Origin of the sequence: Acidovorax temperans, assembly GCF_006716905.1 — a bacterium.
Classification (GTDB): domain Bacteria; phylum Pseudomonadota; class Gammaproteobacteria; order Burkholderiales; family Burkholderiaceae_C; genus Acidovorax; species Acidovorax temperans.
In genome coordinates, this window is record NZ_VFPV01000001.1 from 968,399 (window position 1) to 992,173 (window position 23,775).

27 protein-coding genes are annotated in these 23,775 nt (G+C 62.9%); 16 read left to right on the plus strand and 11 right to left on the minus strand.

All coding sequences use genetic code 11. The features are described from left to right. The first annotated feature begins 54 nt into the window (after positions 1 to 54). From BDD18_RS04715 to BDD18_RS04735, 6 genes are all read left to right on the plus strand, one after another. Positions 55 to 1,272 (plus strand): MFS transporter, encoded by a 1,218-nt coding sequence (locus BDD18_RS04715; RefSeq protein WP_142081670.1) that lies wholly within the window; start codon positions 55 to 57, stop codon positions 1,270 to 1,272. Positions 1,273 to 1,292: 20 nt separating this feature from the next. Further along, complete coding sequence (locus BDD18_RS22045) at positions 1,293 to 1,448, plus strand: hypothetical protein (RefSeq protein WP_170207373.1); 156 nt, start codon at positions 1,293 to 1,295, stop codon at positions 1,446 to 1,448. A 71-nt stretch (positions 1,449 to 1,519) separates the two neighbouring features. After that, positions 1,520 to 2,074 carry a class I SAM-dependent methyltransferase gene (locus BDD18_RS04720; RefSeq protein ID WP_142081672.1) on the plus strand — a complete coding sequence of 185 codons (555 nt, stop codon included), beginning with the start codon at positions 1,520 to 1,522 and terminating at the stop codon, positions 2,072 to 2,074. Positions 2,075 to 2,104: 30 nt separating this feature from the next. Continuing rightward, positions 2,105 to 3,001 (plus strand): 4-hydroxy-tetrahydrodipicolinate synthase, encoded by an 897-nt coding sequence (gene dapA / locus BDD18_RS04725; protein ID WP_142081674.1) that lies wholly within the window; start codon positions 2,105 to 2,107, stop codon positions 2,999 to 3,001. A gap of 36 nt (positions 3,002 to 3,037) precedes the next feature. Continuing rightward, complete coding sequence (gene bamC, locus BDD18_RS04730; RefSeq protein ID WP_142081675.1) at positions 3,038 to 4,135, plus strand: outer membrane protein assembly factor BamC; 1,098 nt, start codon at positions 3,038 to 3,040, stop codon at positions 4,133 to 4,135. Positions 4,136 to 4,228: 93 nt separating this feature from the next. After that, complete coding sequence (locus BDD18_RS04735; RefSeq protein ID WP_142081677.1) at positions 4,229 to 5,017, plus strand: MBL fold metallo-hydrolase; 789 nt, start codon at positions 4,229 to 4,231, stop codon at positions 5,015 to 5,017. Between the two features lie 166 nt (positions 5,018 to 5,183). On the opposite strand, the gene BDD18_RS04740 is transcribed toward BDD18_RS04735, so the two are convergent. The 3 genes from BDD18_RS04740 to BDD18_RS04750 form a co-directional block, all read right to left on the minus strand. Further along, the gene (locus BDD18_RS04740) at positions 5,184 to 5,441 is read right to left on the minus strand and encodes a hypothetical protein (protein ID WP_066785041.1); all 258 of its coding nucleotides are present in this window, start codon (positions 5,439 to 5,441) and stop codon (positions 5,184 to 5,186) included. Positions 5,442 to 5,691: 250 nt separating this feature from the next. Continuing rightward, positions 5,692 to 6,210 (minus strand): hypothetical protein, encoded by a 519-nt coding sequence (locus tag BDD18_RS04745; RefSeq protein ID WP_142081679.1) that lies wholly within the window; start codon positions 6,208 to 6,210, stop codon positions 5,692 to 5,694. Next, on the minus strand, positions 6,207 to 7,346 hold the full coding sequence (locus BDD18_RS04750) for a cupin domain-containing protein (RefSeq protein ID WP_142081680.1): 1,140 nt from the start codon (positions 7,344 to 7,346) through the stop codon (positions 6,207 to 6,209). The genes BDD18_RS04745 and BDD18_RS04750 overlap by 4 nt, the downstream gene beginning before the upstream one ends. Positions 7,347 to 7,401: 55 nt before the next feature. Here BDD18_RS04750 and BDD18_RS04755 point away from each other — a divergent pair, with 55 nt between their 5' ends. Continuing rightward, complete coding sequence (locus BDD18_RS04755; protein ID WP_044401469.1) at positions 7,402 to 7,926, plus strand: FKBP-type peptidyl-prolyl cis-trans isomerase; 525 nt, start codon at positions 7,402 to 7,404, stop codon at positions 7,924 to 7,926. Positions 7,927 to 8,005: 79 nt separating this feature from the next. Here the strand turns inward: BDD18_RS04755 and BDD18_RS04760 are convergent, their stop codons facing one another. The 3 genes from BDD18_RS04760 to coaBC all read right to left on the minus strand — a co-directional run bounded on the left by BDD18_RS04760 (position 8,006) and on the right by coaBC (position 10,492). Beyond that, a complete protein-coding gene (locus tag BDD18_RS04760) occupies positions 8,006 to 8,512 on the minus strand; it encodes an outer membrane lipoprotein (RefSeq protein ID WP_142081682.1) in 507 nt (168 codons plus the stop codon). Positions 8,513 to 8,719: 207 nt separating this feature from the next. Then, positions 8,720 to 9,166, minus strand: a complete 447-nt coding sequence (gene dut / locus BDD18_RS04765) for a dUTP diphosphatase (protein ID WP_066693746.1) — start codon at positions 9,164 to 9,166, stop codon at positions 8,720 to 8,722. Between the two features lie 111 nt (positions 9,167 to 9,277). After that, complete coding sequence (gene coaBC, locus BDD18_RS04770; protein ID WP_142081684.1) at positions 9,278 to 10,492, minus strand: bifunctional phosphopantothenoylcysteine decarboxylase/phosphopantothenate--cysteine ligase CoaBC; 1,215 nt, start codon at positions 10,490 to 10,492, stop codon at positions 9,278 to 9,280. A gap of 103 nt (positions 10,493 to 10,595) precedes the next feature. Between coaBC and BDD18_RS04775 the strand changes: the two genes are divergently transcribed. The 6 genes from BDD18_RS04775 to BDD18_RS04800 all read left to right on the plus strand — a co-directional run bounded on the left by BDD18_RS04775 (position 10,596) and on the right by BDD18_RS04800 (position 15,730). Further along, positions 10,596 to 12,254, plus strand: a complete 1,659-nt coding sequence (locus tag BDD18_RS04775) for a CTP synthase (RefSeq protein WP_142081686.1) — start codon at positions 10,596 to 10,598, stop codon at positions 12,252 to 12,254. An 11-nt stretch (positions 12,255 to 12,265) separates the two neighbouring features. Further along, the gene (kdsA, locus tag BDD18_RS04780; RefSeq protein WP_044401453.1) at positions 12,266 to 13,123 is read left to right on the plus strand and encodes a 3-deoxy-8-phosphooctulonate synthase; all 858 of its coding nucleotides are present in this window, start codon (positions 12,266 to 12,268) and stop codon (positions 13,121 to 13,123) included. 4 nt (positions 13,124 to 13,127) lie between these two features. Then, positions 13,128 to 13,418 carry a DUF1330 domain-containing protein gene (locus tag BDD18_RS04785; RefSeq protein WP_142081687.1) on the plus strand — a complete coding sequence of 97 codons (291 nt, stop codon included), beginning with the start codon at positions 13,128 to 13,130 and terminating at the stop codon, positions 13,416 to 13,418. 84 nt (positions 13,419 to 13,502) lie between these two features. Continuing rightward, positions 13,503 to 14,789, plus strand: a complete 1,287-nt coding sequence (gene eno / locus BDD18_RS04790; protein ID WP_142081689.1) for a phosphopyruvate hydratase — start codon at positions 13,503 to 13,505, stop codon at positions 14,787 to 14,789. Positions 14,790 to 14,863: 74 nt separating this feature from the next. After that, entirely contained in the window at positions 14,864 to 15,142 is a 279-nt protein-coding gene (gene ftsB / locus BDD18_RS04795; protein ID WP_044401446.1) for a cell division protein FtsB, read from the plus strand. Between the two features lie 54 nt (positions 15,143 to 15,196). Further along, positions 15,197 to 15,730 (plus strand): hypothetical protein, encoded by a 534-nt coding sequence (locus BDD18_RS04800; RefSeq protein ID WP_142081691.1) that lies wholly within the window; start codon positions 15,197 to 15,199, stop codon positions 15,728 to 15,730. A gap of 153 nt (positions 15,731 to 15,883) precedes the next feature. On the opposite strand, the gene BDD18_RS04805 is transcribed toward BDD18_RS04800, so the two are convergent. From BDD18_RS04805 to BDD18_RS04815, 3 genes are all read right to left on the minus strand, one after another. Next, positions 15,884 to 16,246, minus strand: a complete 363-nt coding sequence (locus tag BDD18_RS04805) for a CZB domain-containing protein (RefSeq protein ID WP_244938984.1) — start codon at positions 16,244 to 16,246, stop codon at positions 15,884 to 15,886. Between the two features lie 144 nt (positions 16,247 to 16,390). After that, positions 16,391 to 17,383, minus strand: a complete 993-nt coding sequence (hslO, locus tag BDD18_RS04810; RefSeq protein WP_142081693.1) for an Hsp33 family molecular chaperone HslO — start codon at positions 17,381 to 17,383, stop codon at positions 16,391 to 16,393. A 41-nt stretch (positions 17,384 to 17,424) separates the two neighbouring features. Further along, positions 17,425 to 17,949 (minus strand): gamma carbonic anhydrase family protein, encoded by a 525-nt coding sequence (locus BDD18_RS04815; RefSeq protein ID WP_066785023.1) that lies wholly within the window; start codon positions 17,947 to 17,949, stop codon positions 17,425 to 17,427. Between the two features lie 90 nt (positions 17,950 to 18,039). Here BDD18_RS04815 and BDD18_RS04820 point away from each other — a divergent pair, with 90 nt between their 5' ends. From BDD18_RS04820 to BDD18_RS04830, 3 genes are all read left to right on the plus strand, one after another. Continuing rightward, entirely contained in the window at positions 18,040 to 18,843 is an 804-nt protein-coding gene (locus BDD18_RS04820) for a ferritin-like domain-containing protein (RefSeq protein WP_142081694.1), read from the plus strand. Between the two features lie 85 nt (positions 18,844 to 18,928). Beyond that, on the plus strand, positions 18,929 to 20,197 hold the full coding sequence (locus BDD18_RS04825) for an EAL and HDOD domain-containing protein (RefSeq protein ID WP_066693718.1): 1,269 nt from the start codon (positions 18,929 to 18,931) through the stop codon (positions 20,195 to 20,197). Between the two features lie 165 nt (positions 20,198 to 20,362). Beyond that, on the plus strand, positions 20,363 to 21,646 hold the full coding sequence (locus BDD18_RS04830; RefSeq protein ID WP_142081696.1) for an EAL and HDOD domain-containing protein: 1,284 nt from the start codon (positions 20,363 to 20,365) through the stop codon (positions 21,644 to 21,646). Between the two features lie 98 nt (positions 21,647 to 21,744). Here the strand turns inward: BDD18_RS04830 and xerD are convergent, their stop codons facing one another. Both xerD and BDD18_RS04840 read right to left on the minus strand, forming a co-directional pair. Continuing rightward, positions 21,745 to 22,644, minus strand: coding sequence for a site-specific tyrosine recombinase XerD (xerD, locus tag BDD18_RS04835; RefSeq protein WP_066693714.1), 900 nt, complete (start codon positions 22,642 to 22,644; stop codon positions 21,745 to 21,747). A gap of 84 nt (positions 22,645 to 22,728) precedes the next feature. Next, positions 22,729 to 23,691, minus strand: a complete 963-nt coding sequence (locus BDD18_RS04840; RefSeq protein ID WP_142081698.1) for a tripartite tricarboxylate transporter substrate binding protein BugE — start codon at positions 23,689 to 23,691, stop codon at positions 22,729 to 22,731. Positions 23,692 to 23,775: the final 84 nt, after the last annotated feature.

The following is a 23,775-nucleotide window of genomic DNA, read 5'->3' on the forward strand; positions in this document are numbered from 1 at the left end:
TATTGGTCACTGGTGTGCCAGCACAATTCGCCCAATCTGGCTACATTCCTGTGAATGCATATGAATCCTCCGAAACTATCCATGTTCCAGGTGCTGGCCTGCGGGGCTGCCATCGTCACGCTGTCCATGGGCGTGCGCCACGGCTTTGGCTTGTGGCTACAGCCCATCACCCAAGAGATGGGGTGGACCCGCCAGTCGTTCGCTTTTGCGATTGCGCTGCAAAACCTGTCGTGGGGCGTGATCGGGATCTTTGCGGGCATGGCGGCCGACCGGTTTGGCGCCTTCCGCGTGCTGATGGGCGGCGCCGTTTTGTACGGCCTGGGGCTGGCGGGCATGGCGCTTTCGCCCACCCCGCTCTTGTTTGCACTCACCACCGGCCTCTTGATCGGGGCAGCGCAGGCAGGCACCACCTACGCCGTGATTTACGGCGTACTGGGCCGGCAGATTGCGCCCGAGAGGCGCTCGTGGGCCATGGGCGTGGCCGCAGCGGCAGGCTCGTTCGGGCAGTTTCTGATGGTGCCGGTGGAAGGCTGGCTGATTGCCAGCCTGGGCTGGCAGCAGGCATTGCTGGCGCTGTCGATGGCGGTGCTGCTGATCATTCCGCTGGCGTTTGGCTTGCGTGAGCCGGGCTTTCAGGGGGCCGCCCCACCGAAGCGTGACCAGACCATTGGCCACGCCCTGCGAGAGGCCTTCAGCTACCCCAGCTTCAATTTGCTGATGGCGGGCTACTTTGTGTGCGGCTTCCAGGTGGTGTTCATCGGCGTGCACATGCCCAGCTACCTCAAGGACAACGGCTTGTCGCCCCAGGTGGCCAGCTATGCGCTGGCACTGATCGGGCTGTTCAACGTGTTTGGCACCTACATCGCGGGCACCCTGGGGCAGCGCATGCCACGGCGCTTCATCCTCTCGTTCATTTACCTGGCGCGGGCCGTGGCGATCAGCGTCTTTTTGCTGGTGCCGCTGTCGCCCCTGTCGGTCTACATCTTCTCGGCCGTGATGGGCACCTTGTGGCTGTCTACGGTGCCCCCCACCAACGCCACCATTGCCCAGATTTTTGGGGTGCAGCACCTCTCGATGCTGGGCGGGTTTGTGTTCTTCAGCCACCAGCTCGGCAGCTTCATGGGCGTGTGGCTGGGCGGTTACCTGTACGACGCCACTGGCAGCTATGACATCGTCTGGTACATCGCCATTGGGCTGGGTGTGCTGGCGGGGCTGGTGAACCTGCCCATCAAGGAAGCCCCCATTCAGCGGGCACAGCCGCAAGCGGCGTGAACAACGCAGTTTTTGCCGCCATGGATTCACATCTCCCCACCACCCCACCCCGCCGCCCGTGGCTGCGCGGGCTGGGCTGGTTTGCGGCCATCGTCGCCTGCCTGGCCGTGTTTGCGATGTACACGGTGCCAGACTTCATGGTGATGGTGGCCGACAAGGTGTGGTCGTTTTTTTGACTTCAAGCATTTCTGGCCTCTAGCGCTTGATAGATAAGCGCAAGTAGCTATCAATTCAATAGCACAACCACATGCACGGTACGGAAGCTCCCTCGGCCTGGGTCCAGCGATGGACGCATCTGATTCCACCCCACGCCACGGCGCTGGACCTGGCCTGCGGCGCAGGTCGCCACATGCGCTGGCTACAGGCCCAGGGCCTGCAAGTAACGGGCGTGGACCGCTCACCTGAGGCCATTGCCGCCTGCGCCGGACTGGGCGAATTGATCTGCGCTGACATTGAAAACGGGCCCTGGCCTTTGCCCGGCCGGCAGTTCGGGGCAGTGGTGGTCACCAACTACCTGTGGCGCCCCTTGCTGCCAACCGTGCTGGCCAGCCTGGCGCCCGGCGGCGTTCTGATTTACGAAACCTTCACCCAGGGGCATGAAACCGTGGGCAGGCCCAGCCGGGCCGATTTCTTGCTGCGCCCCGGCGAGCTGCTGCAGGCTTTTGGCGCGCTGCGCACCGTGGCCTACGAGGACGGCTACCTCGAAAACCCGGCGCGGTTTGTGCAGCGCATTGCCGCCGTGCGGGAAACACCTCACCCCGAGGCACCTGCGCGCCACAGACTGCAGCCCTTGTCTAGTTAGAATGCCCTTTTACCGTTTCCATCTGCGGACATGACCTCTTCTTCCGTGCCCCTCACCGGCAGCATCGTCGCCCTTGTCACCCCCATGCATGAGGACGGTAGCGTTGACTACCCCGCCTTGCGCAAACTGATCGACTGGCACATCGCTGAAGGCACCGATTGCATCGGCGTCGTTGGCACCACGGGCGAATCGCCCACGGTGAATGTGGAAGAGCACTGCGAAATCATTCGCGTGGCCGTGGAACAAGCCGCCAAGCGCGTGCCCATCATGGCCGGTTGCGGTGCCAACTCCACTGCCGAAGCCATCGAACTGGCCAAGTTCGCCAAGAAGGTCGGCGCCGACACGCAGCTCCAGGTAGTGCCCTACTACAACAAGCCCACGCAAGAAGGCCAATACCAGCATTTCAAGGCGATTGCCGAGGCCGTGGGTGACCTGCCCACCATCCTCTACAACGTGCCCGGCCGCTCAGTAGCCGATATGCAGCACGACACCGTGCTGCGCCTGGCCCAGGTGCCCGGCATCATCGGTATCAAGGAAGCCACCGGCAACATCGAACGGGCTCAGTGGCTCATCCGCGAAGCCCCCAAGGGCTTCGGCATCTACTCGGGTGACGACCCCACCGCCGTCGCCCTCATGCTGTGCGGCGGCCATGGCAACGTGAGCGTCACAGCCAACGTGGCCCCCAAGCTGATGCACGAACTGTGCGTGGCGGCCATTGCAGGTGACGTGAAGCGCGCCATGGAAATCCAGTTCCAGCTGATGCCCGTGCACAAGAACCTGTTCGTGGAAGCCAACCCCATTCCCGTGAAGTGGGCGGTGGCCCGCATGGGCCTTTGCGGCGGAACCTTGCGCCTGCCCATGACTCCACTGTCCAAGAGCAACGAAGCCGTGGTCGAAGGCGCGCTGCGCAGCAGCGGCCTGCTCTGAGCCGCGAAACCTCCCCGACATTCCAAGGATTTCCGAGTGAACGCAAATACCCGCCTGGGCCTGCTGGCCCTTGTTGCTGCCCTGTCAGCCTGCTCGACCCTTGAAGGCGACAAGATCGACTACAAAAGCGCCACCAAGGGCTCGACCCTGGAAGTGCCCCCCGACCTGACCCAGCTCGCCAAAGATTCGCGCTACGCCGTGCCTGGCGGCACCGTTTCTGCAGCCGCCCTGCAGGCAGGCCAGCAAGCGGCGCAACCTAGTGCCGCCAGCCAGGCCGCTGCCACCTCCATCGGTGACGTGCGCATTGAGCGCGATGGCAACCAGCGCTGGCTCGTGGTCAACCGCCCCGCAGATAAGCTGTGGGAGCCCGTGCGCGAGTTCTGGCTGGAGAACGGTTTCATCTTCACCCAGGACCAGGCCAACCTGGGCATCCTGGAAACCGACTGGGCTGAAAACCGTGCCAAGCTGCCGCAGGATGTCGTCCGCGCTGCTTTGGGCAAGGTGTTCGATTCTTTGTACTCCACTGGCGAACGCGACAAGTTCCGCACCCGCTTGGAGCGCAATGCTAACGGCGGCACCGACATCTTCATCAGCCACCGCGGCATGATCGAGGTGTATACCAACACCCAGAAGGACCAGACCGTCTGGCAGCCCCGCGCGGCAGACCCCGAGCTGGAAACTGAATTTCTGCGCCGCCTGATGGTCAAGCTGGGCGTCAGCCAGGAACAATCCAAGGCGATTGCCGCCACCGCGCCTACGCAGCAAACCCCGGCAGCCCGCATTGCCACGGTGAACAACGCGCCCGTAGTGCAACTGGCTGAGAACTTTGACCGCGCCTGGCGCCGTGTGGGCCTCGCCCTGGACCGCACCGGCTTCACGGTGGAAGACCGCAACCGCAACGACGGTTTGTACTTCGTGCGCTATGTGGCGCCCAACGCCGACAAGAAAGAGCCCGGCTTCTTTGGCAAACTCTTTGGCGGCTCGTCGGCTGCCGTTCCACCGCTGAAGTACCGCATCGCCGTGCGCAGCGAGGGCAATGCCTCCACCGTGTCCGTGCTCAACGAAGCTGGCGCTCCCGAGTCGTCCGCCAACGCAGAGCGCATTGTTCGCGTGATTGCCGACGAGTTGAAGTAACCCTCTGCCCACTCAGGCCCTGCGCCTGACGTGCCCCGCCAGCTCCCCACAGGGCTGCGGGGCTTTTTTTATGCACACACCAAAACGTCTCCCATGCTGCGACTGAAAAACCTGGGCAGCGGCAGCGCCGGTAACGCGACCTTGATTGAAGGCAGCGACGGGCTGCGCACACGCCGCCTGCTGGTGGATTGCGGCCTGGGCGTGCGGCAGTTCGCAGCCCGGCTGGACCAGGCGGGCCTAGCCTGGAGCGACATTGCGGCCATCTTCATCACCCACGAGCACTCAGATCACATTGGCTGCGCGCGGTCTATCGCACTGAAGCATCGCATCCCCATCTGGATGAGCCACGGCACACATGCCGCCCTGGGCTCCCCGGACTTCAACGGGCTGCTGTGCATTGCTCACGACCTGGAGCCCATCGACCTGGGCTGCTGGCAAGCCACTCCCTTCACCGTACCGCACGATGCCCGCGAACCGCTGCAACTGAGAGGCACCGATGGCGCAGTGCACCTGGGCATTCTGACCGACCTGGGACACGCCAGCGAGCATGTCAAAACGCAACTGGCGGGCTGTCACACCCTGCTGGTGGAGGCCAATCATGACCCTGCCATGCTGGCGGCATCGCGCTACCCTCTGTTCCTGCAACGCCGCATTGCAGACCCCTATGGTCACATGGCCAATACAGCGACCGCTGAGCTTTTGGCAGCGCTGAAACACCCGTCGTTAGGCCACGTGGAGGCCGCCCACCTGAGCGCCCACAACAACACACCCGCGCTGGCGCAGGAGGCCCTGGCCAGCGCGCTGGATTGGCCGCCTGAGCGCATCGGCGTGGCCCGCCAGACGGAGGGAACGCCTTGGATCTCGGTGGGAATGGCTGGATAGAAAGCAAATCCTGCCGGCAAAGCAAGCGATGACCCCAACGGCTGCCCCGTTGCAATCTGAGCGACGGCATGGTGCCACCAAAAACAAAAGCCCCGCTTTTTCGCAAAAGCGGGGCTTTGGAGTGGCGATGCAACCTCTCCCTGCGGAAAGGCTACCTCATCACGAATTACTTGGCTTCGGAAGCAGCGCCAGTGGCAGCGGCAGCAGCGGTGTCAGCAGCAGCCTTGGCAGCGTCAGCAGCAGGAGCGGCGGCGTCAGAAGCAGCAGGAGCAGCTTCGGAAGCAGCTGGGGCTGCAGGAGCGGCTTCAGCAGCAGGAGCGGGAGCAGCTGCGGGAGCAGGTGCTGGTGCGGGTTCTTCTTTTTTACCGCAAGCGGCCAGAGCAGCAGCAGCGATCAGAGCGGCCAGAACGACGGAGTTCTTCATTTCAAATTTCCTAGTTGGACAAACAAAAATCTTGAAAAGCCACGGCGACCGGCGCGTTGAAGCCCTGGTACGCATTGGCGCAATGCATTTGACAGTTGCACCATTTTGCGGTGCAGCCGTAAATTATATTGGCATTTAGTCAATAGTGACTAACACTGAAAAAAGGTTTACAGCAAGTTGACATAGGCGCAGACGCAACACCCTGTGGGGTGCTAACTGCGGCGCGAGCTTACCCCAGGCTTGACGAACGTCAAAGTCCCAACGTGGTGGATGGGAAACCAGGCGAACTTTTACTGCGTAGCCATTCGTTCAGAACCTCGCGCACCAGCACTCTGCGATCGGCTTCTCCTCCCGCCACGCCAGCACATCGCACCGGATCCAGTCGCTGCATGACCCACCCGGGCGACCAGAGCACGCTGGGCAATTCCAGCGGGTCCGCCGAGGGGCTTTTGCGGCAGGTCATGATGTGATCCCAAGTGCCGCGCCACCCCACAAAACGCGCGTGCCGCCGAATAACATCGTCGTAGCTGACGGCCAGCATGGTGAAGCGCCGCCCACCTTTTGCCCAGGCCTGGAGCGACTCCACGACTGCCCGCTCCCCCAGCGGCCAATCATGAAAGTTGGCATCGCTGATCAGAATTTCGGCCCAGCCCTCGCGTGCAGCAGTGGCGAAGGCGTCGCGCACCATTTGCTGAAAAGCCTCGCGCCCAGCAAACCGCCCCTCGGGCAGGCCAGAGGGGCTGGACACAGGCAAGTCGCTGGTAGTCATGGGGTAGTGGTGTCGTCGGAGCAGGCGTGCGCCCAGCCGTCATCGCACCAAATCGACAGCAACTCCAGCGCCTCGTCGCTGGCACGCTGGATGTCTTTGGAGCTGAGGTAGCGCTGGTTGGCCAGGCGGCGCATCAAAGTGGCGTCTTTGCCCCCAGCACGGTAGCTTTCGCCGTTGATGAATATGTGCTGCGCGTCGTACATCATGCGCGTGCGGCGGTCCAGGCGCACCGCTTCCAGCATGGCGCCACCATCACTGGCTTCAAACCAGACGTTGGGCTTGGGCTCAGTCAAGTATTCACCCAGGGCGCGCTCCAAGGCCAAAGGCTGCGACAGGGCACGCTCCAGCGCCTCCTTGGCAAAGGCCTGCAGTTCGGCAGGAATTGCACCCGGCTCTGCTACCGCTTCCTGCTTGGCATCGCGGTACATCTGCACCCGCTCATCCTCCGCCGCATCCTCCGACAGGCGCACCAGCAACTCCTGAGCCAGTTCGGCACGGGCGGGCGCACGGAAGCCAATCGAGTACGTCATGCACTCGCCTTCGGCAATCCCGTCGTGAGCATAGCGAGGCGGCAGGTACAGCATGTCGCCAGGCTCCAGCACAAACTCCTCCTCCGGCTCAAACTCCGCCAGCACCTTGAGAGGAACGCCTTCCTTGAGGGTCAAGTCCTTCTGGCGACCAATGCGCCAGCGGCGGCGACCGTGGGCCTGCAACAAAAAGACATCGTAGCTGTCGAAATGCGGCCCTACCCCGCCACCGTCAGTGGCGTAGCTGATCATCAAATCGTCTAACCGCGCCTCTGGCACAAACCGGAACTGTTGCATCAACTGGTGCACCGCATCGTTGTGCAGATCAACCCCCTGCACCAGCAACGTCCACTCGCGCTGGCTCATTGCGGGCAAGGAGCGGCGCGCAAACGGGCCGTGGCGGAGCTTCCAGCCACCCTTGATTTGTTGCACCAGGCGCGACTCCACAGATTCCTCGGCCGCCAGCGCAAACATCTCGGGACGCAGCACCGGTGGCTGGAAATTGGGGATGGCCTGGCGCACCAGCAAAGGCTTTTTGTGCCAATGGCGGCGCATGAACTGGGCTGGCGTGAGACCACCCAGCAGGGTCAAGGGTTGTTGGATATCCATGGATGAAGGCACCTGCCCCTGGCGGGGCTGTTGGTCAAACTGCGACAATTCTCCTATGGAAATTACCCAACAATGCGTGGTCGCGCTGACCTGGACCCTCAAAGACACCCTTGGTGAAGAACTCGACGTGCTGGATGAGCCGGTGGAATTCCTGCTGGGCGGCAACGATTTGCTGCCCCGCATCGAAGAAGCCCTGCAAGGCCACAGCGCAGGCGCCAAGCTGTCACTGCACCTGGAACCTGAGGATGCCTTTGGCGACTTCAACGACCAGCTGCTCTTCTTGGAACCCCGCCACCTTTTCCCTGCCGAAGTGGAAGAAGGAATGACTTTTGAAGGCACGGCTTTGCCCGAAGGTTGCAACCCCGATGCACCCCGTACCGGCCTGTACACCGTGGCAGAAATTTACCCTGAACACATCGTGCTCGACGGCAACCACCCACTGGCGGGCATTGCACTGCGCCTGCAACTGAAGGTGGAGTCGGTGCGCGAAGCCACCGAAGAGGAAGTAGGCCGCGGCACGGCAGGTACCGGCTTCTTCCGCATTGAAGCCCAGGCGCCCGGCAACCAGTTGCTGCACTGAAACCCGCACAAGCCCAGCACCGGTGGGATGAGCCCCCCGCATGAACACTACGGGGGTTCAACGCACTGGATGCGCTGGGTTATTGGCGAGAAATCTGGCCGTTGTAAAGGCGCACGCGGTCGCCAATGCGCAAATCGCCGGGCGAGCTCACGTCGTAGGCCCGGTAGCCGCCCTGATCGAGCTGGACCGAGATGCGATAGCCCTGGCCGTCGTCACCGGGGTTGTTGCGGCCCTCAATCGCGTTGCCGGCCACGGCGCCGCCAATGACACCCACGGCAGTGGCTGCTGCGCGGCCTGAGCCCTTGCCCACCTGGTTACCAAGCACCCCACCCACCACGGCACCCAGCACTGCGCCGGCACCCGATGTTTGCCCGCCACCGCGGCTTTGGTTATGAAGCACCTCGATATTGCTCACACGCCCGAATTCCGTGGCGTATGGGTTCTGTGAAGGCGCGGGATACGCAGGGGCTGTGCCCTGGTAGCCGCCGCCGTAATAGGGGTCGTAACGATTGCTTGCACAAGCGGTCAATGCCAACACGGCGGCAGCAGAGACGGCCGCAACGGCGGTACGGTGGAAATGGCGCATCAGTTTCTCCTTGAAGGGGTGGCAATCGGGTGCCGCGAACGCAACATGCACCCGCACGATCTAAGCACTGTCCATCACACCAACGATTCAACGCCGCATCCAGTGCACGCCGACCACAGCGCAGGTCAGTAACAAGCCCTACCAAAAGTAAGAAAAGTCTGACATAGCGGGCTGGATCACGATGAGCCGCCCTATCGCTTTGCCACTTCAGGCCGTGCCGGTAGAGCCGTAGCCGCCAGCGCCGCGCTCGGTCGCCACGAAGTCTGTCACCACGTTGAACTGGGCTTGCACTACGGGCACGATGACCATTTGTGCCAGGCGCTCCATCGGCTCGATCGTGAACGCCACATCGCTGCGATTCCAGGCGCTCACCATCAACTGCCCCTGATAGTCGCTGTCGATCAAACCCACCAGGTTGCCCAAAACGATGCCATGTTTGTGGCCCAGGCCCGAGCGGGGCAGGATCAGCGCGGCATAGCCAGGGTCCTTGAGGTACACCGCGATGCCCGTGGGCACCAGCTGCCACGCGTTGGGCTGCAGCGTGAGGGGCGCATCCAGACATGCGCGCAGGTCCAGGCCAGCGCTGCCAGGAGTGGCATAGGTCGGCAGTTGCTCGGCCATGCGCGGATCAAGAATCTTGACGTCGATCTTCATGAAACAGGTTCTCTTGGGAAAGTAAATGGGAGGCCTACGGCGAAAGCCTTCCGCGCACCGCAGAAAGCCCTGATCTTCGCCATGGCTGGCGCACAACAAGGTGCGCCACGCTCAGCGCGGCAACCGCCGAGCTATTTCTGCGACCAGTTGTTGCGCCAGTGCGCGCTTGGAGGCATGCGGCAGTTCGCGGTGGCCCTGCTCGTCCACCAGCAGCAGGGCATTGTCGTCTTGACCAAAAGTGGCGGGGCCAATGTTGCCCACCAGCAGCGGCACACCCTTGCGCAAACGCTTCGCAGTGGCATGGGCCAGCAAATCGTGGCTTTCAGCCGCAAAGCCCACGCAGTACAACGCCCCAGACTGGGCGCGGGGCGATTGGGCCACGCGGGCCAGGATGTCGGGGTTCTCCACAAAATTAAGCGCCGGGGGCTGGCCAGAGCCATCCTTCTTGATTTTTTCGGTGGACTGGCTTGCCACGCGCCAGTCCGCAACGGCCGCAGTTGCTATAAATAGAGTAGCGCCTTGCGCTTGCCCCTCAACGGCTTCAAACATATTTTGTGCTGATTTCACATCCAGCCTGCGTACGCCGCGGGGCGTGGGCAAATGCACAGGCCCTGCCACCAGAGTCACGTCGGCACCCGCTTCACGCGCAGCGCGGGCAATGGCAAAACCCATTTTTCCGCTCGAAAGGTTCGTGATGCCCCGCACGGGGTCGATGGCCTCGAACGTCGGGCCGGCCGTGATCAGCACTTTTTGGCCTGCCAGCACCTTGGGGGAGAAAAAGGCAATCACTTCTTCCAGCAATTCGCTGGGCTCCAACATGCGCCCATCGCCGGTTTCGCCGCAGGCCTGGTCGCCGTTGCCCACACCCAGCACCGTGGCACCGTCCTGCGCCACCTGGGCCAGGTTGCGCTGGGTGGCGGGGTGCGCCCACATCTCGCGGTTCATGGCGGGCGCCAGCAGCAACGGCACACGGTCGATGGGCCGGGCCAGGCACATCAGGCTCAGCAGCTCGTCGGCCCGGCCTTGCACCAGGCGGGCAATGAAATCAGCGCTGCACGGCGCAATCACGATGGCATCAGCCTCGCGGCTGAGGTTGATATGCGGCATATTGTTGGGCTCGCGGGCGTCCCACTGCGAGCCGTACACCGTGCGGCCCGACAGCGCCTGCATGGTCACCGGGGTGATGAACTGCTCAGCCGCCTCGGTCATCACCACCTGCACAGTGGCCCCCGCCTTGATGAGCTGGCGGCAAAAATCGGCTGCCTTGTAGCAAGCCACGCCCCCACTCAGACCCAGAACAATGTGTTTGCCAGCAAGCTCATTCATGGGCGCGAATTTAGCAGACCCCAGCGCGGGCTATGCACAGGCCCGCAAGAGCGCGAAGGTAGCGCCCATCTATAATCCCAATTTCCCACCACCATAAAACGACATGACCAAATTTGTCTTCGTCACCGGCGGTGTGGTGTCTTCCCTCGGTAAGGGAATCGCCTCAGCCTCCCTTGCCGCGATCCTCGAATCGCGGGGACTCAAAGTCACCCTCATCAAGCTTGACCCCTACATCAACGTAGATCCAGGAACCATGTCCCCCTTCCAGCACGGCGAGGTCTTTGTGACCGACGACGGCGCGGAAACCGACCTGGACTTGGGCCACTACGAGCGTTTCATTGAAACGCGCATGAAGAAGTCCAACAACTTCACCACCGGCAAGATCTACCAGTCCGTGCTCGAAAAAGAGCGCCGTGGCGACTACCTGGGCAAGACCGTGCAGGTCATCCCGCACGTCACCAACGAAATCCAGGAATTCATCAAGCGCGGCGCGGGCATTGGCACCGACGACGCGGTGGACGTGGCCATCTGCGAAGTGGGCGGCACCGTGGGCGACATTGAATCGCTGCCCTTCCTGGAAGCCGTGCGCCAGTTGAGCCTCAAGCTCGGCCCCAACAACTCGGCCTTCGTGCACCTGACTTACCTGCCCTGGATTGCCACGGCCGGCGAGCTCAAGACCAAGCCTACCCAGCACACCGTGCAAGAGCTGCGCAAGATCGGCATCCAGCCCGACGCATTGCTGTGCCGCGCACAAAAGCCGGTGCCGGAAGAAGAGCGCGAAAAGATCTCGCTGTTCACCAACGTGCCCGAATGGGGCGTGATCAGCATGTGGGACGTGGACACCATCTACAAGGTGCCCCGCATGTTGCACGAGCAAGGTCTGGACGGCCTGATCTGCGACAAGCTGCGCCTGAACACGCCCCCTACCAGCCTCAAGCGCTGGGATGAACTGGTGCACGAAACCGAGCACCCCCAAGGCGAAGTCACCATCGCCATGGTGGGCAAGTACGTGGACCTGTCGGACAGCTACAAGTCCGTCAACGAAGCGCTGCGCCACGCCGGCATGAAGAACCATGTGCGCGTGAAGATCGAGCACCTGGATTCCGAAACCATCGACAGCGCCAACGCCGCTGGCAAGCTGGCCAAGTACGACGCCATTCTGGTGCCCGGCGGCTTCGGCAGCCGCGGCGTCGAAGGCAAGATCAGCACCGCTCAGTTCGCCCGCGAGCACAAGGTGCCCTACCTCGGCATCTGCCTGGGCATGCAGGTGGCCACCATCGAATACGCCCGCCACGTCGCAGGGCTGGAAGGTGCCAACTCGACCGAGTTCGACCCTCAGGCCAAGCATCCTGTGATCGCACTGATCACCGAGTGGAAGGATGCCGACGGCACCATCAAGACGCGCGATGCGAACTCTGACTTGGGCGGCACGATGCGTCTGGGCGCGCAATCGTCTGACGTGCAGGCCGGCACCCTGGCCCATCGCATCTATGGCGACGTGGTGACCGAGCGCCACCGCCACCGCTACGAAGCCAACGTGAACTACCTGGACCAGTTGCGCAAGGCGGGCCTGGTGATTTCGGCCCTGACGCAGCGCGAGCAGCTCACCGAAATCGTGGAACTGCCCAGCACCGTGCACCCCTGGTACATCGGCGTGCAGTTCCACCCCGAGTTCAAGTCCACCCCCTGGGATGGCCACCCGCTGTTCAACGCCTTCATCAAGGCAGCGGTGGAACACCAGCAAGCGGCGAAAAAAGCCTGAAGGAGACGGCCATGCAACTGTGCGGATTCGACGTCGGCCTGAACCACCGGTTCTTCCTCATCGCGGGCACCTGTTCGATTGAAAGCCTGCAGATGTCACTGGATGTGGCGGGCCAGCTCAAGGAAGTCTGTACCGCCCTGGGCATTCCGCTGATCTACAAAGGCTCGTTCGACAAGGCCAACCGCTCCTCTGGCACCAGCCAGCGCGGCGTGGGGCTGGACGCGGGCCTGAAGATCCTGGACGAAGTGCGCCGCCAGTTGCATTTGCCCATCCTGACCGACGTACACGACGAATCGCAGGTCGCCCCCGTAGCCAGCGTGGTCGATGTGCTGCAAACACCCGCCTTCCTGTGCCGCCAGACGGACTTCATCCGTGCCGTGGCCCAGTCGGGCAAGCCGGTCAACATCAAGAAGGGGCAGTTCCTGGCCCCCTGGGACATGAAGAACGTCATTGACAAGGCCCGCGCTGCCGCGAACGAAGCCGGCCTGTCGGAAGACCGCTTCCTGGCCTGCGAACGTGGTGTGAGCTTTGGCTACAACAACCTTGTGGCCGACATGACCAGCCTGGCCGAGATGCGCAATTCGGGCGCGCCCGTGGTGTTTGACGTGACCCACTCGGTGCAAAAGCCCGGCGGCCTGGGTGCCGTGAGCGGTGGCGCCCGCGACATGGTGCCCGTGCTGGCCCGCGCAGGTGTGGCCGTGGGCGTGGCAGGGTTGTTCATGGAAACCCACCCCAAGCCCGCCGAAGCCTGGTCCGACGGCCCCAACGCCGTGCCGCTCAAGCACATGAAGGCGCTGCTGGAGACCTTGGTGGCCCTCGACGACGTGACCAAGAAAAACGGATTCCTCGAAAACAACTTTGGAGCCTGACCACATGCCCAGCGGCTACATCATCGCCAACGTCCGCGTGACGAACCCTGCCCAGTACGAGGAATACAAGAAATGGTCCACTGCGGCCTTCCAGGCCCACAACGCTGAAATCTGCGTTCGCGGCGGCGCAGTGGAAGTGATGGAAGGGGACTGGACCCCAGAGCGCGTGGTGATTGCCAAGTTCCCGAGCTTCGAGGCCGCCAAGGCCTTCTACCACTCGCCCGAATACGGCAAGGCCCGTGCCGCCCGCGAAGGCGCGGCCATCATGCACTTGGTCTGCGTCGAAGGCCTTTGACGCTCTGATTTTGATAGCTTATGGCGCTTTCTGCATAAGCGCTAGCACCCGATTTGACTTGAAACTTCTGTAAAAGGAAAAACCATGAGTGCCATCGTTGACATCGTAGGCCGCGAAGTGCTGGACAGCCGCGGCAACCCCACCGTCGAATGCGACGTGCTGCTCGAATCGGGCGTGATGGGCCGCGCAGCCGTGCCCTCGGGCGCATCTACCGGCAGCCGCGAAGCCATTGAGCTGCGCGATGGCGACAAGAGCCGCTACCTGGGCAAGGGCGTGCTCAAGGCCGTGGAACACATCAACACCGAAATCAGCGAAGCCGTGCTGGGCCTGGATGCTTCCGAGCAAGCCTTCCTGGACCAGACCCTGATTGACCTGGACGGTACCGAGAACAAGAGCCGCCTGGGCGCCAACGCCATGCTGGCCGTGTCGATGGCCGTGGCCCGCGCTGCCGCCGAAGAATCCGGCCTGCCCCTGTACCGCTACCTGGGCGGCATGGGCAGCATGCAATTGCCCGTGCCGATGATGAACGTCATCAATGGCGGCGCGCACGCCAACAACAGCCTGGACTTGCAAGAGTTCATGATCATCCCCGTGGGCGCCCCCACCTTCCGCGAAGCCCTGCGCTGGGGTGCGGAAGTGTTCCACGCCTTGAAGAAGATCCTGCACGACAAGGGCATCAGCACTGCCGTGGGTGACGAAGGCGGCTTTGCCCCCAGCGTGGAAAGCCACGAAGCAGCCATCCAGCTGATCCTGCAAGCCATCGAAGCCGCGGGCTACACCGCTGGCGACCAAATCGCCCTGGGCCTGGACTGCGCTGCCAGCGAGTTCTACAAAGACGGGCACTACGTGCTCGAAGGCGAAGGCGGCCTCAAGCTCACCGCCCAGCAGTGGACGGACATGCTGGCATCGTGGTGCGACAAGTACCCCATCATCAGCATCGAAGACGGCATGCACGAAGGCGACTGGGACGGCTGGAAGATCCTGACCGAACGCCTGGGCAAGAACGTGCAGCTGGTGGGCGACGACCTGTTCGTGACCAACACCAAGATCCTGAAGGAAGGCATCGACAAGCGCATCGCCAACTCGATCCTCATCAAGATCAACCAGATCGGCACGCTGACCGAAACGTTTGCCGCCATCGAAATGGCCAAGCGCGCTGGCTACACAGCCGTGATCTCGCACCGCTCGGGCGAAACCGAAGACAGCACCATTGCCGACATCGCCGTGGGCACCAATGCAGGCCAGATCAAGACCGGCTCGCTGTCGCGCTCGGACCGCATCGCCAAGTACAACCAGCTGCTGCGCATCGAAGAAGACCTGGGTGACGTTGCCCACTACCCCGGCCGCGAAGCCTTCTACAACCTGCGTTGACGTACTGCAGGGCATGCGCCGCTGTGCAAGCGCGGCGCGGCCCTGTGCTTGACCTCCTTCTCTGAGGCCACCCCATGGGCATCCGATTGGTTCCTGTTGTCCTGCTGGCGCTGCTGGTCGCACTGCATGCGCAGTTGTGGCTGGGGCGCGGCAGCCTGCCCCAGGTGGCTGCCATGCAGCAAAAAATCGAGGCGCAAAAAGCAGCCAACGCGCAGGTGCGCCAGGCCAATGAACGGCTGGCCTCGGAAGTGCATGACCTGAAAGAAGGTCTGGACATGGTGGAAGAAAAAGCCCGCAGCGAACTGGGCATGGTCAAGCAAGGCGAGGTGTACGTGCAGTTCACCCCGCGTTGAACGGCACTGCACCTGCCGCACCCCCTCCACAGCTCCCCTTAGTCTCTGACGCCCATGGCTATTCACCTCGTGGGCGCGCCGCACAGCGGAGTGCATGAACTTCTGGCAGCGCTGACTGCCGAGCTGGGCGTGCACACGGCTCAGCTGCATCCTTTGATGCAAGCCCTTCCCAGTGCTGACAGCGCGCTCCCGGCTTCACCAGAGGCTTCCTTGCCCCCGCTCACTCCCATCACTTTATTGACGGGACTCGACTGGCCTTGCCCCCCTGCCGAACAGGAAAACCGAGAACAATGCGATGCTGAACTGCGCCGCCAGCTTCAGGCCAGCGGCACCCCTTATCGGGTGGTGTATGGCAGCACCGCCCGCCGCGTGTCCACCGCGCTGGCCGCAGCCCAGGCGCTGCAAGCCGCGACCCCATCTACCGCACTGAGCCTCACACGAGCGCCCGTTGGTAGTGCAGATGGGCGGCGAGATGAGGACGATGACCAGGGGCGTTTGAAAATGCGCTCCTGGGGCTGTGAAAAATGCAGCGACCCGGTTTGCGAGCACCGCCTGTTCACATCACTGCGGCTGGCTGCCACGCGGTGACGGAAACACCGCAGCCTTGGGCTGCGGCCGAAACGTTCCTCAAGCGTCCTGCTTCACACCCTGCCGAATAGACTTGAGCAGAAGCACGATCTGGTTCGAAGCAAACCGGTAGCGGCCGTTGAGAATGGCGACCACATGGTCCCACTCCCCCTGTTAAGCCCATCGCACCATCTCGGCAGCCTGTTCGTGAAAGTAACGGTGCCGCGCCATCAGCAAAGGGTAAGCAGGGTGGTGGCCCAGCACGTCGGCGCCCACACCATGCAACCAGCGCCCCAATGCGCTGTAGTCATCCCGGCGGATCACGTCAGGGTCCAGCCCCACTGGCAGGCGCCCTTCCAGGTAGTCCATCAAGCGGGCTTTCCAGCGTTCGTGCGCGTTGATGGCGGCATCCACATCCAGCTCGGCAGGCACCGAATCTTCTGGCGGCGAAGCCAGGGCGATGGCCTCGCCAGCAGGGCCAGCCTGAGCCCCTGCGTTGGATGCCGACACTCCCAAAAATCGACGGAAAAAATCCATGCAAACCCTTCCTTCTGGGAAGGATCTTAGGAGAGGTCCGTCAAACTATCTGTCAACAATCGTCACCCTCTGGGCGGGCTCCGATCAGCACCTTGGGGCGGCACACCACACCCGCCCCATCGACCTGGGGCAAGCGGCACGGGCTTATTGAACGCCCGATGGCGCAGGCGGTTGGGCGGCAGCAGATTGCAGGAAGAGCTGCGCCGCATCCACCGCATCGAAGCGGTATTGCTGGCCACAGAACTCGCAACCCACCTCGATCTCGCTGCGCTCAGCCAGAATGCTTTCAGCCTCTTCAGCGCCCAGGCCGCGCAGCATGTTGGCCACGCGTTCGCGGCTGCAGGTGCAGGCAAAGCGCGGGCCGCGCTCACCCTCCAAGGGCTCGAAGCGCAGCAGCTTTTCTTCCCAGAACAAGCGCCGCAGAATGGTGTCCACATCCAGGGTCAGCAACTCGTCGCGGGTCAGGCTGGAAGCCAGATGGGCGATACGGTTGTAGTCTTCGTTGTGACCAATCTGGTCTTCGTTCTCGCGGTGCGATAGCCCCTGGGCCAGGTTGCCCTCGCCCTTCAAAGGCATGCGCTGGATCAGCAAGCCCGCAGCCACCTCGCTGTTGGCCGCCAGCACCAGCACAGTGTCCAGCTGCTCCGACTGCAGCATGTAGTGCTGCAGCACATCCGACAGGCGTTCGAGTTTTTCGTTATGGTCGCCGTGCAGCGGCACCACGCCCTGGTAGGGTTGCTGGCCTGGCAGGCGGTCCTTGGGATCCAGCGTGATGGCGCAACGCCCGCCGCCGCCCACATTGACCATCTGGCTCAGCCGGGCATCGGCAGCGATGTCGCAGTTGATGGTGGCGGTAGCGCGCAGGCTGAGGTCCGACTGCACCTCCGCCACCGCCACCTTCACCGGGCCATCCCCGAACACCTGCAGCACCAGCGCACCGTTGAACTTGATGTTGGACTGCATCAGCACACCAGCCGCAGCCATCTCGCCCAACAACTCCTGCACCGGTGCGGGATAGGCGCCGGTGGCCGAATTGCTGTTGCGGCGCTGCAGGACCTCGGTCCAGGCATCGGTCAGCCGCACGATCATGCCGCGCACGGGCAGGCCTTCAAACAAAAACTTGTGGAGTTCAGACACTCGGGGATTCCAGAAAAACAAAAATAGAAGGCGCGAAGATCTCAATCGATGCGGCGCAGGCCCTGCTTGAAGCGGCGGGCGTTCTCGATGTAGTGCAGCGCGCTTTGGCGCAGCCCCTCGATCTGCTCGGGCGTCAATTCGCGCACGGCCTTGGCCGGGGCGCCGATGATCATCGATCCATCGGGGAATTCCTTGCCTTCGGTGACCAGTGCACCTGCGCCCACCAGGCAGTTCTTGCCAATCTTCGCGCCATTGAGCACCACGGCGCCAATGCCGATCAGCGACTCGTCTCCAATGGTGCAGCCATGCAGCATGACCTGGTGCCCCACGGTGACGCGCTCGCCCACCACCAGCGGCTGACCAAAATCGGCGTGCAGCACGCTGGCGTCCTGGATGTTGGTGCCCGCGCCGATGCTGATGCGTGCGGTATCGCCCCGCACCACGGCGCCAAACCATACGCTGGCGTCTTCACCCAGATGCACATCGCCCATGACCTGGGCACTGTCGGCTACCCACGCGGAACCCGGCACCAGCGGCGCCACACCATCCAGTTCATACAAAGCCATGCAACACACTCCGGTGAAAAGACAAAGGGGCTGCCAATTGGTTACAAAGCGTGTGCAGTGCGCTCAGCAGCAGGGCCTAGAATTGTACGGATGGAGCTTCGCCAATGTGCATTGCAGGTTTTGCAACTTGCCGACCCTGATCAAAAATCGGCTGCAGCGCTTGCCCTGCAAGCGCAACTAGCTACATATTCGATAGCAGAGAAATTCACACCCAGCCAGGCTGAGATCGGCACCCTGCCGGGGCACCCCGAGCGCCCCCTGCTGCTGCGCCACACCGAGATGGCCCGGCGCTCACCCGCCACCCCCGAAGGGCGTGCCGTGCTGGTGCATGCCATTGCCCATATTGAATTCAACGCCATCAATCTGGCACTCGACGCTATCTGGCGCTTTGACGGCATGCCGCCGGCTTACTACCACGACTGGCTGCGGGTGGCCGCCGAAGAGGCCACGCACTTTGAAATGCTGCGTGGCCACCTGCGTGCGCACGGTTACGACTATGGCGACTTCCCGGCGCACCAGGGCCTGTGGACCATGTGCGAGAAAACGCAGCACGACATCGTGGCGCGCATGGCCCTGGTGCCGCGCACCATGGAAGCCCGCGGGCTGGACGCCACGCCCTTGATTCAGCGCAAGCTTCGGCAGGTGGGCACGTCCGATGCGTTGGCTGCCGCCACCATCCTCGATACCATCCTGCACGACGAGGTGGGCCACGTGGCCATCGGCAACCACTGGTACCGGTGGCTGTGCGAACGCGACGGACTGAACCCGGAGCCGCACTACGCCGTCCTGGTGCGGCAATACGAAGCCCCGCGCCTCAAACCGCCGTTCAACGACGACGCCCGCCGCCGCGCTGGATTCACTGAAACGGAACTTCAATGGCTGCAGCAGGGCTGAGCGAAACGCCCGGGAATTGGGCGCTCCCTAAAATGAGTCGGTTGTTTTTGCATCTTTTGAATCGTTCACACGTGAGTAGCCAGCCATGTCCACTACACCCGCCAATGCAGCGGCCTATCCTGCAAGCAACACATCGGGGCAAGCCACTGTGGCCATGATCGCGCGCCAAGCCATCGTCAATGCCCAGCAAGCAGTGATTGGCTATGAGCTGTTCAACCGTTCGCGCACCGGCATCGGGCACACCGCCGCCACCGATGTGATTCTGGTGTTCACAGCGCTGTCGCATGCGGGCACGGAAGAGCTGGTCGGCAAGAAGCTGATTTTTGTGAACTGCACGCACGAAAGCCTCTCGGGCGGCCACCTGGAACTGCTGGACCCCGATAAGGTAGTGCTGGAGATTCCGCCGCTGGGCCACGCAGCTGCGCAGGAGGTGGAAACGCGCCTGCCCATCCTCATGGGCCTGCGTGATCGCGGCTTTCACCTCGCCTTCAACCACACCGTACTCGAATCGGCTTATGCCGCCTGGTTGCCCCTGGCCGACTACATCAAGCTGGATCTGTCGGTGCTGGCCCCTGACCAACTGGCCGTGCTGATCCGCTACGCCGCACGCAACAGCCAGGCGGAGTTGATTGCCGAGAAGGTCGAGACAGCCCAGCAATACGACATGGTTTCCAGCCAAGGGGTGCAACTGTTCCAGGGCTACTGGTTCGCGCGCCCCTCGCTGGTAGAGACCAAGCTGCTCTCGCCTGCACAGGCCAGCATCGTCCACCTCATCAACCTGGTGCGCAAGCAAGCCAGCACCGACGATATTGAAGAGGTGCTGAAGAAGGATGCCGGTCTGGCGTTCAACCTCATGCGCCTCATCAACTCGGCCGGGTTTGGGCTGAACCGGGAGATCACCTCCTTCCGCCAGGCCGTGATGCTGCTGGGGCTGAAAAAGCTGTTCCGCTGGGCGGCCCTGCTGCTCACGGCCGCACGCACGGGTGCAGCGCCGTCTTCGGTGGGCCAGACCGCCGTGGTGCGCGGCCGGTTGATGGAATTGCTGGCGCTGGAGAGCATGCCCCCGGAAGAAGCCGACCAGGCCTTCGTGGTGGGCATCTTCTCGTTGCTGGATGTGATGCTGTCCATTCCCATGGAATCGGCCCTCAAGCTGCTGACCGTGCCTGACGCCGTGGCCGCCGCCCTGCTGCGCCGCGAAGGCGTGCTGGGCGACCTGCTCACGCTGGCTGAAGCCTGCGAATCGAGCGACGACGCCGTTTTCCACAAGGCGGCAGGGACACTGCACCTGAGCAGCCAGCAGATCAACATGGCCCACCTGCAAGCCCTGGCCTGGGCAGACCAGATGACCGAGTGAACTGCCCAGCGGCCCGCTTGCATGGCGCCGCTGGCGGCAACGCGCGGCTGGATGGGTGCCAGCCGCCGAGGGCTCGCCCACGGTGCTCGGGCATTGCACCGCCCCCGTCAAGACAGCGCCTAGAATGTGACGAAGCGTTCCGCTCAATCCTTTTCTAGCCGCATCATGTTGAGCACCACCGAACAAAACATCCCGCCCGCCGATACCGCTGTCCCGCAGGAAGATGTGGACGCGAGCAACATGGCCGTCATTGCGCGCCAGGCGATCGTGGACCATAACCGTGCGGTCTACGGTTACGAGTTGTTCGACCGTTCCACCGCATCGGACGCCCACACCGCCGCCAGCGATGCCGCACTGCTATTCAACGCCTTGTCCTATGCGGGCACCGAAGCCCTGGTGGGCAAGAAAACGGTGTTCATCAACTGCACGCACGAGAGCTTGGCGGGCGGCCACCTGGAGCTGATCCACCCCGAAAAGGTGGTACTGGAAGTGCCCCCACTGCCCGACACCGCAACGCAGGAAGAAATCGACCAGCGCGTGCCCGTGCTGCAGGCTCTGCGCGAACGCGGTTTTCGCCTGGCGCTGAACCAGAACGCCTTGCGCAAGCCCTACGCCAGCTGGATGCCCCTGGCCTCCTTCATCAAGCTGGACTTGCAGACCTTCAAGCCCGAGTTGGCAGGCCCGCTGGTGAAGTTTGCGAGCCAATACGCCAAAGCCACGCTGGTGGCTGAAAAGGTGGAAACCGCCGAACAGTTCCAGATGATGTCGAACCTGGGCGTGAAACTGTTCCAGGGCTTCTGGTTTGCCAAGCCCTCCCTGGTCAAAGCCACCACCATCCGCCCTTCGCAAGCCACCATCATTCAGCTCATCAACCTGGTGCGCAAACAGGCGGACACCAGCGAGATCGAAGACCTGCTCAAGAAAGACCCCACCCTGTCTTTCAACCTGCTGCGCTTCATCAACTCCTCGGGGTTTGGACTGTCGTGCGAAGTGACTTCCTTCCGCCACGCGGTGATGATCCTGGGCCTCAAGAAGCTGTTCCGCTGGGCGGCGCTGCTCATGACCACCTCACGCGATGGAGCCCCTCCTGCCGTGGGCCAGACCGCCGTGGTGCGCGGACGCCTGATGGAGCTGCTGGCGGCCGAATTGCTGCCCCCGGAGGAATGCGACAACGCGTTCGTGGTGGGGGTGTTCTCGCTGCTCGACACCATGCTGAACGTGCCGCTGGAAAAAGCCCTCGAATCGGTGGCCCTGCCCCAGCCGGTGACAGATGCCCTGCTGCACGGCACCGGCGTATTCGCGCCGTTCCTGGAGCTGACCAAGGCCTGTGAATCTGGCGATGACGCGACGTTTGCCCGCGTGGCCGACGAACTGCATCTGTCGAACCGCCAGGTCAACTGGGCCCACCTGCAGGCGCTGGCCTGGGCCGAAGACCTGAACGGGGACTGATACCCAGAACTTCTTCGCAGAGAAACCAAAAAGGGCTCCGAGCAACGGAGCCCTTTTTGCTTGCGGGGTGCAACACGGCCCCCATGCAAACGCAGGACTCAGCCGCGTGGATGGTGCTGCGCATGCAGCGCCTTGAGCCGCTCCCGCGCCACGTGGGTGTAGATGGTGGTGGTCGAAATATCGGCATGCCCCAGCAGCAGTTGCACCACGCGCAAATCCGCCCCGTGGTTGAGCAGGTGGGTGGCAAAGGCGTGGCGCAGTGTGTGGGGTGACAGGGGCACAGTGATGCCCGCCACCTGCGCCCACTTTTTCACAATCACCCAGAACATCACGCGCGTCATGCCCTCGCCGCGGTGGGTCACGAACAGGTCATCCGTCTGCTGCCCGGCCAGGATGGCGCCGCGCGCCTCTTGCAGGTAGCGCTGCAGCCAGCTGCGCGCTTCTTCGCCAAAAGGCACCAGCCGCTCCTTGTTGCCTTTGCCCATCACGCGCAGCACGCCTTCGTTCAGCCCCACCTGAAAGGTCTTGAGCGTGACCAGTTCCGTCACGCGCAGGCCGCTGGCATACATCAGCTCCAGCATGGTGCGGTCGCGCAGGCCCAGGGGGTTGCCCAGGTCAGGGGCGCTGAGCAAGGCCTCCACATGGGCCTGCGACAGGGTTTTGGGTACCCGCAAGGGCTGGCGTGCAGCCTGCAGGCGCAGGGTCGGGTCCTGGGTGATGCGGCGTTCGCGCAAAGCCCAGTGAAAGTACCTGCGCAGCACCGTCAGGCGCCGGTTGGCCGAGGTGGCCCGCGTTTGCGCATGGCGGGCAGCAAAGTAGCCGCTCAGGTGCATTTCGGCTGTGGCGTCCAGCGCCAGCGGGGGCTGCTGCTGTGCCAGCCACTGGGCGTAGAGCGTGAGGTCACGGCGGTACGCCGCCAGGGTGTTGCGCGAGAGGCCGTCTTCCAGCCACAGGGCATCTACAAAGGTATCGATCGCGCGCAGGCTGTCTTCAAGCATCCAAAAACGATAGCACGCCCACAGTACGCGCCATGAAAAAAGCCGCGCAGGCCAGGCCCGCGCGGCTTTGCTTCAGTGCAGTGCTCAGTCGAGCGTGAGCTTTTGCTTGGCCACCACGTCTTTGTAGACGCTGAACTCGGCCTTGATCTGCTCGGCAAACTGCTCGGGCGTGTTGCCCACCACGATGGAGCCGGTGTCTTCGATGCGCTTTTTCACGGCCGGGTCTTCCAGCGCCTTGCGCACGGCGGCATTGACCTTGTCCACCACGTCCTTGGGCAGGCCTTTGGGCCCCACGATGCCGTAGTAGGCCATGCGGTTCACAGGCTCCAGCCCCACTTCCTTGAACGTAGGCACATTGGGCAGAGCGGCCACGCGCTGCGGTGCGGCCACCACGATGGGCACCAGGCGGTTTTCCTTGATGAAGGGCAGCGCTGAGGGCAGGTTGTCAAAAATCATGGGCACCTGGCCCGCCACGGTGTCATTCAGGGCGGGGCCTGCACCCCGGTAGGGGATGTGCGTCACGAACGTACCGGTCAGGCTCTTGTACAGCTCCATCTGCAGATGCCCGATACCGCCGGTGCCCGACGAAGAGTACGAATACTTGCCTGCGGACTTCTTCAGCTCAGCCAAAAATGCCTTGTAGTCCTTGGCAGGGAAGCTGGGGTGCACCGCAATGATGTTGGGCGTGGCCGCGATGTTGATGATGGGCGTGAAATCGGTCAGCGGGTTATAGGGCGTCTTGGGGTTGATGGCAGGGTTGGCCGCCGTGGTGGAGACGGTGGCAATGCCCAGCACATAGCCGTCGGGCGCCGACTTGGCTGTTTCATTGGCGCCCACGATGCCACCGCCACCCGCTTTGTTTTCCACGATGACGCTCTGGCCCAGGGCCTTGCCCAGCGGGTCGGCGATCACGCGGGCAATGATGTCGGTGGTGCCGCCGGGTGCAAAGGGCACCTGCAGCTTGATGATTTTGTTCGGGTAGGCTTGCGCGGCTGCAGATCCTGCAGCAGTGGCCAGTACCAGCGCGATCCAGTGGCGACGGTCCATCGATTTCTCCTTTTGGGGTTTTCGTACGTCTGCAATGTTATGCGAATGTTTTTCCGGCGGGTCTTAGGGATTTCGCACAGATAC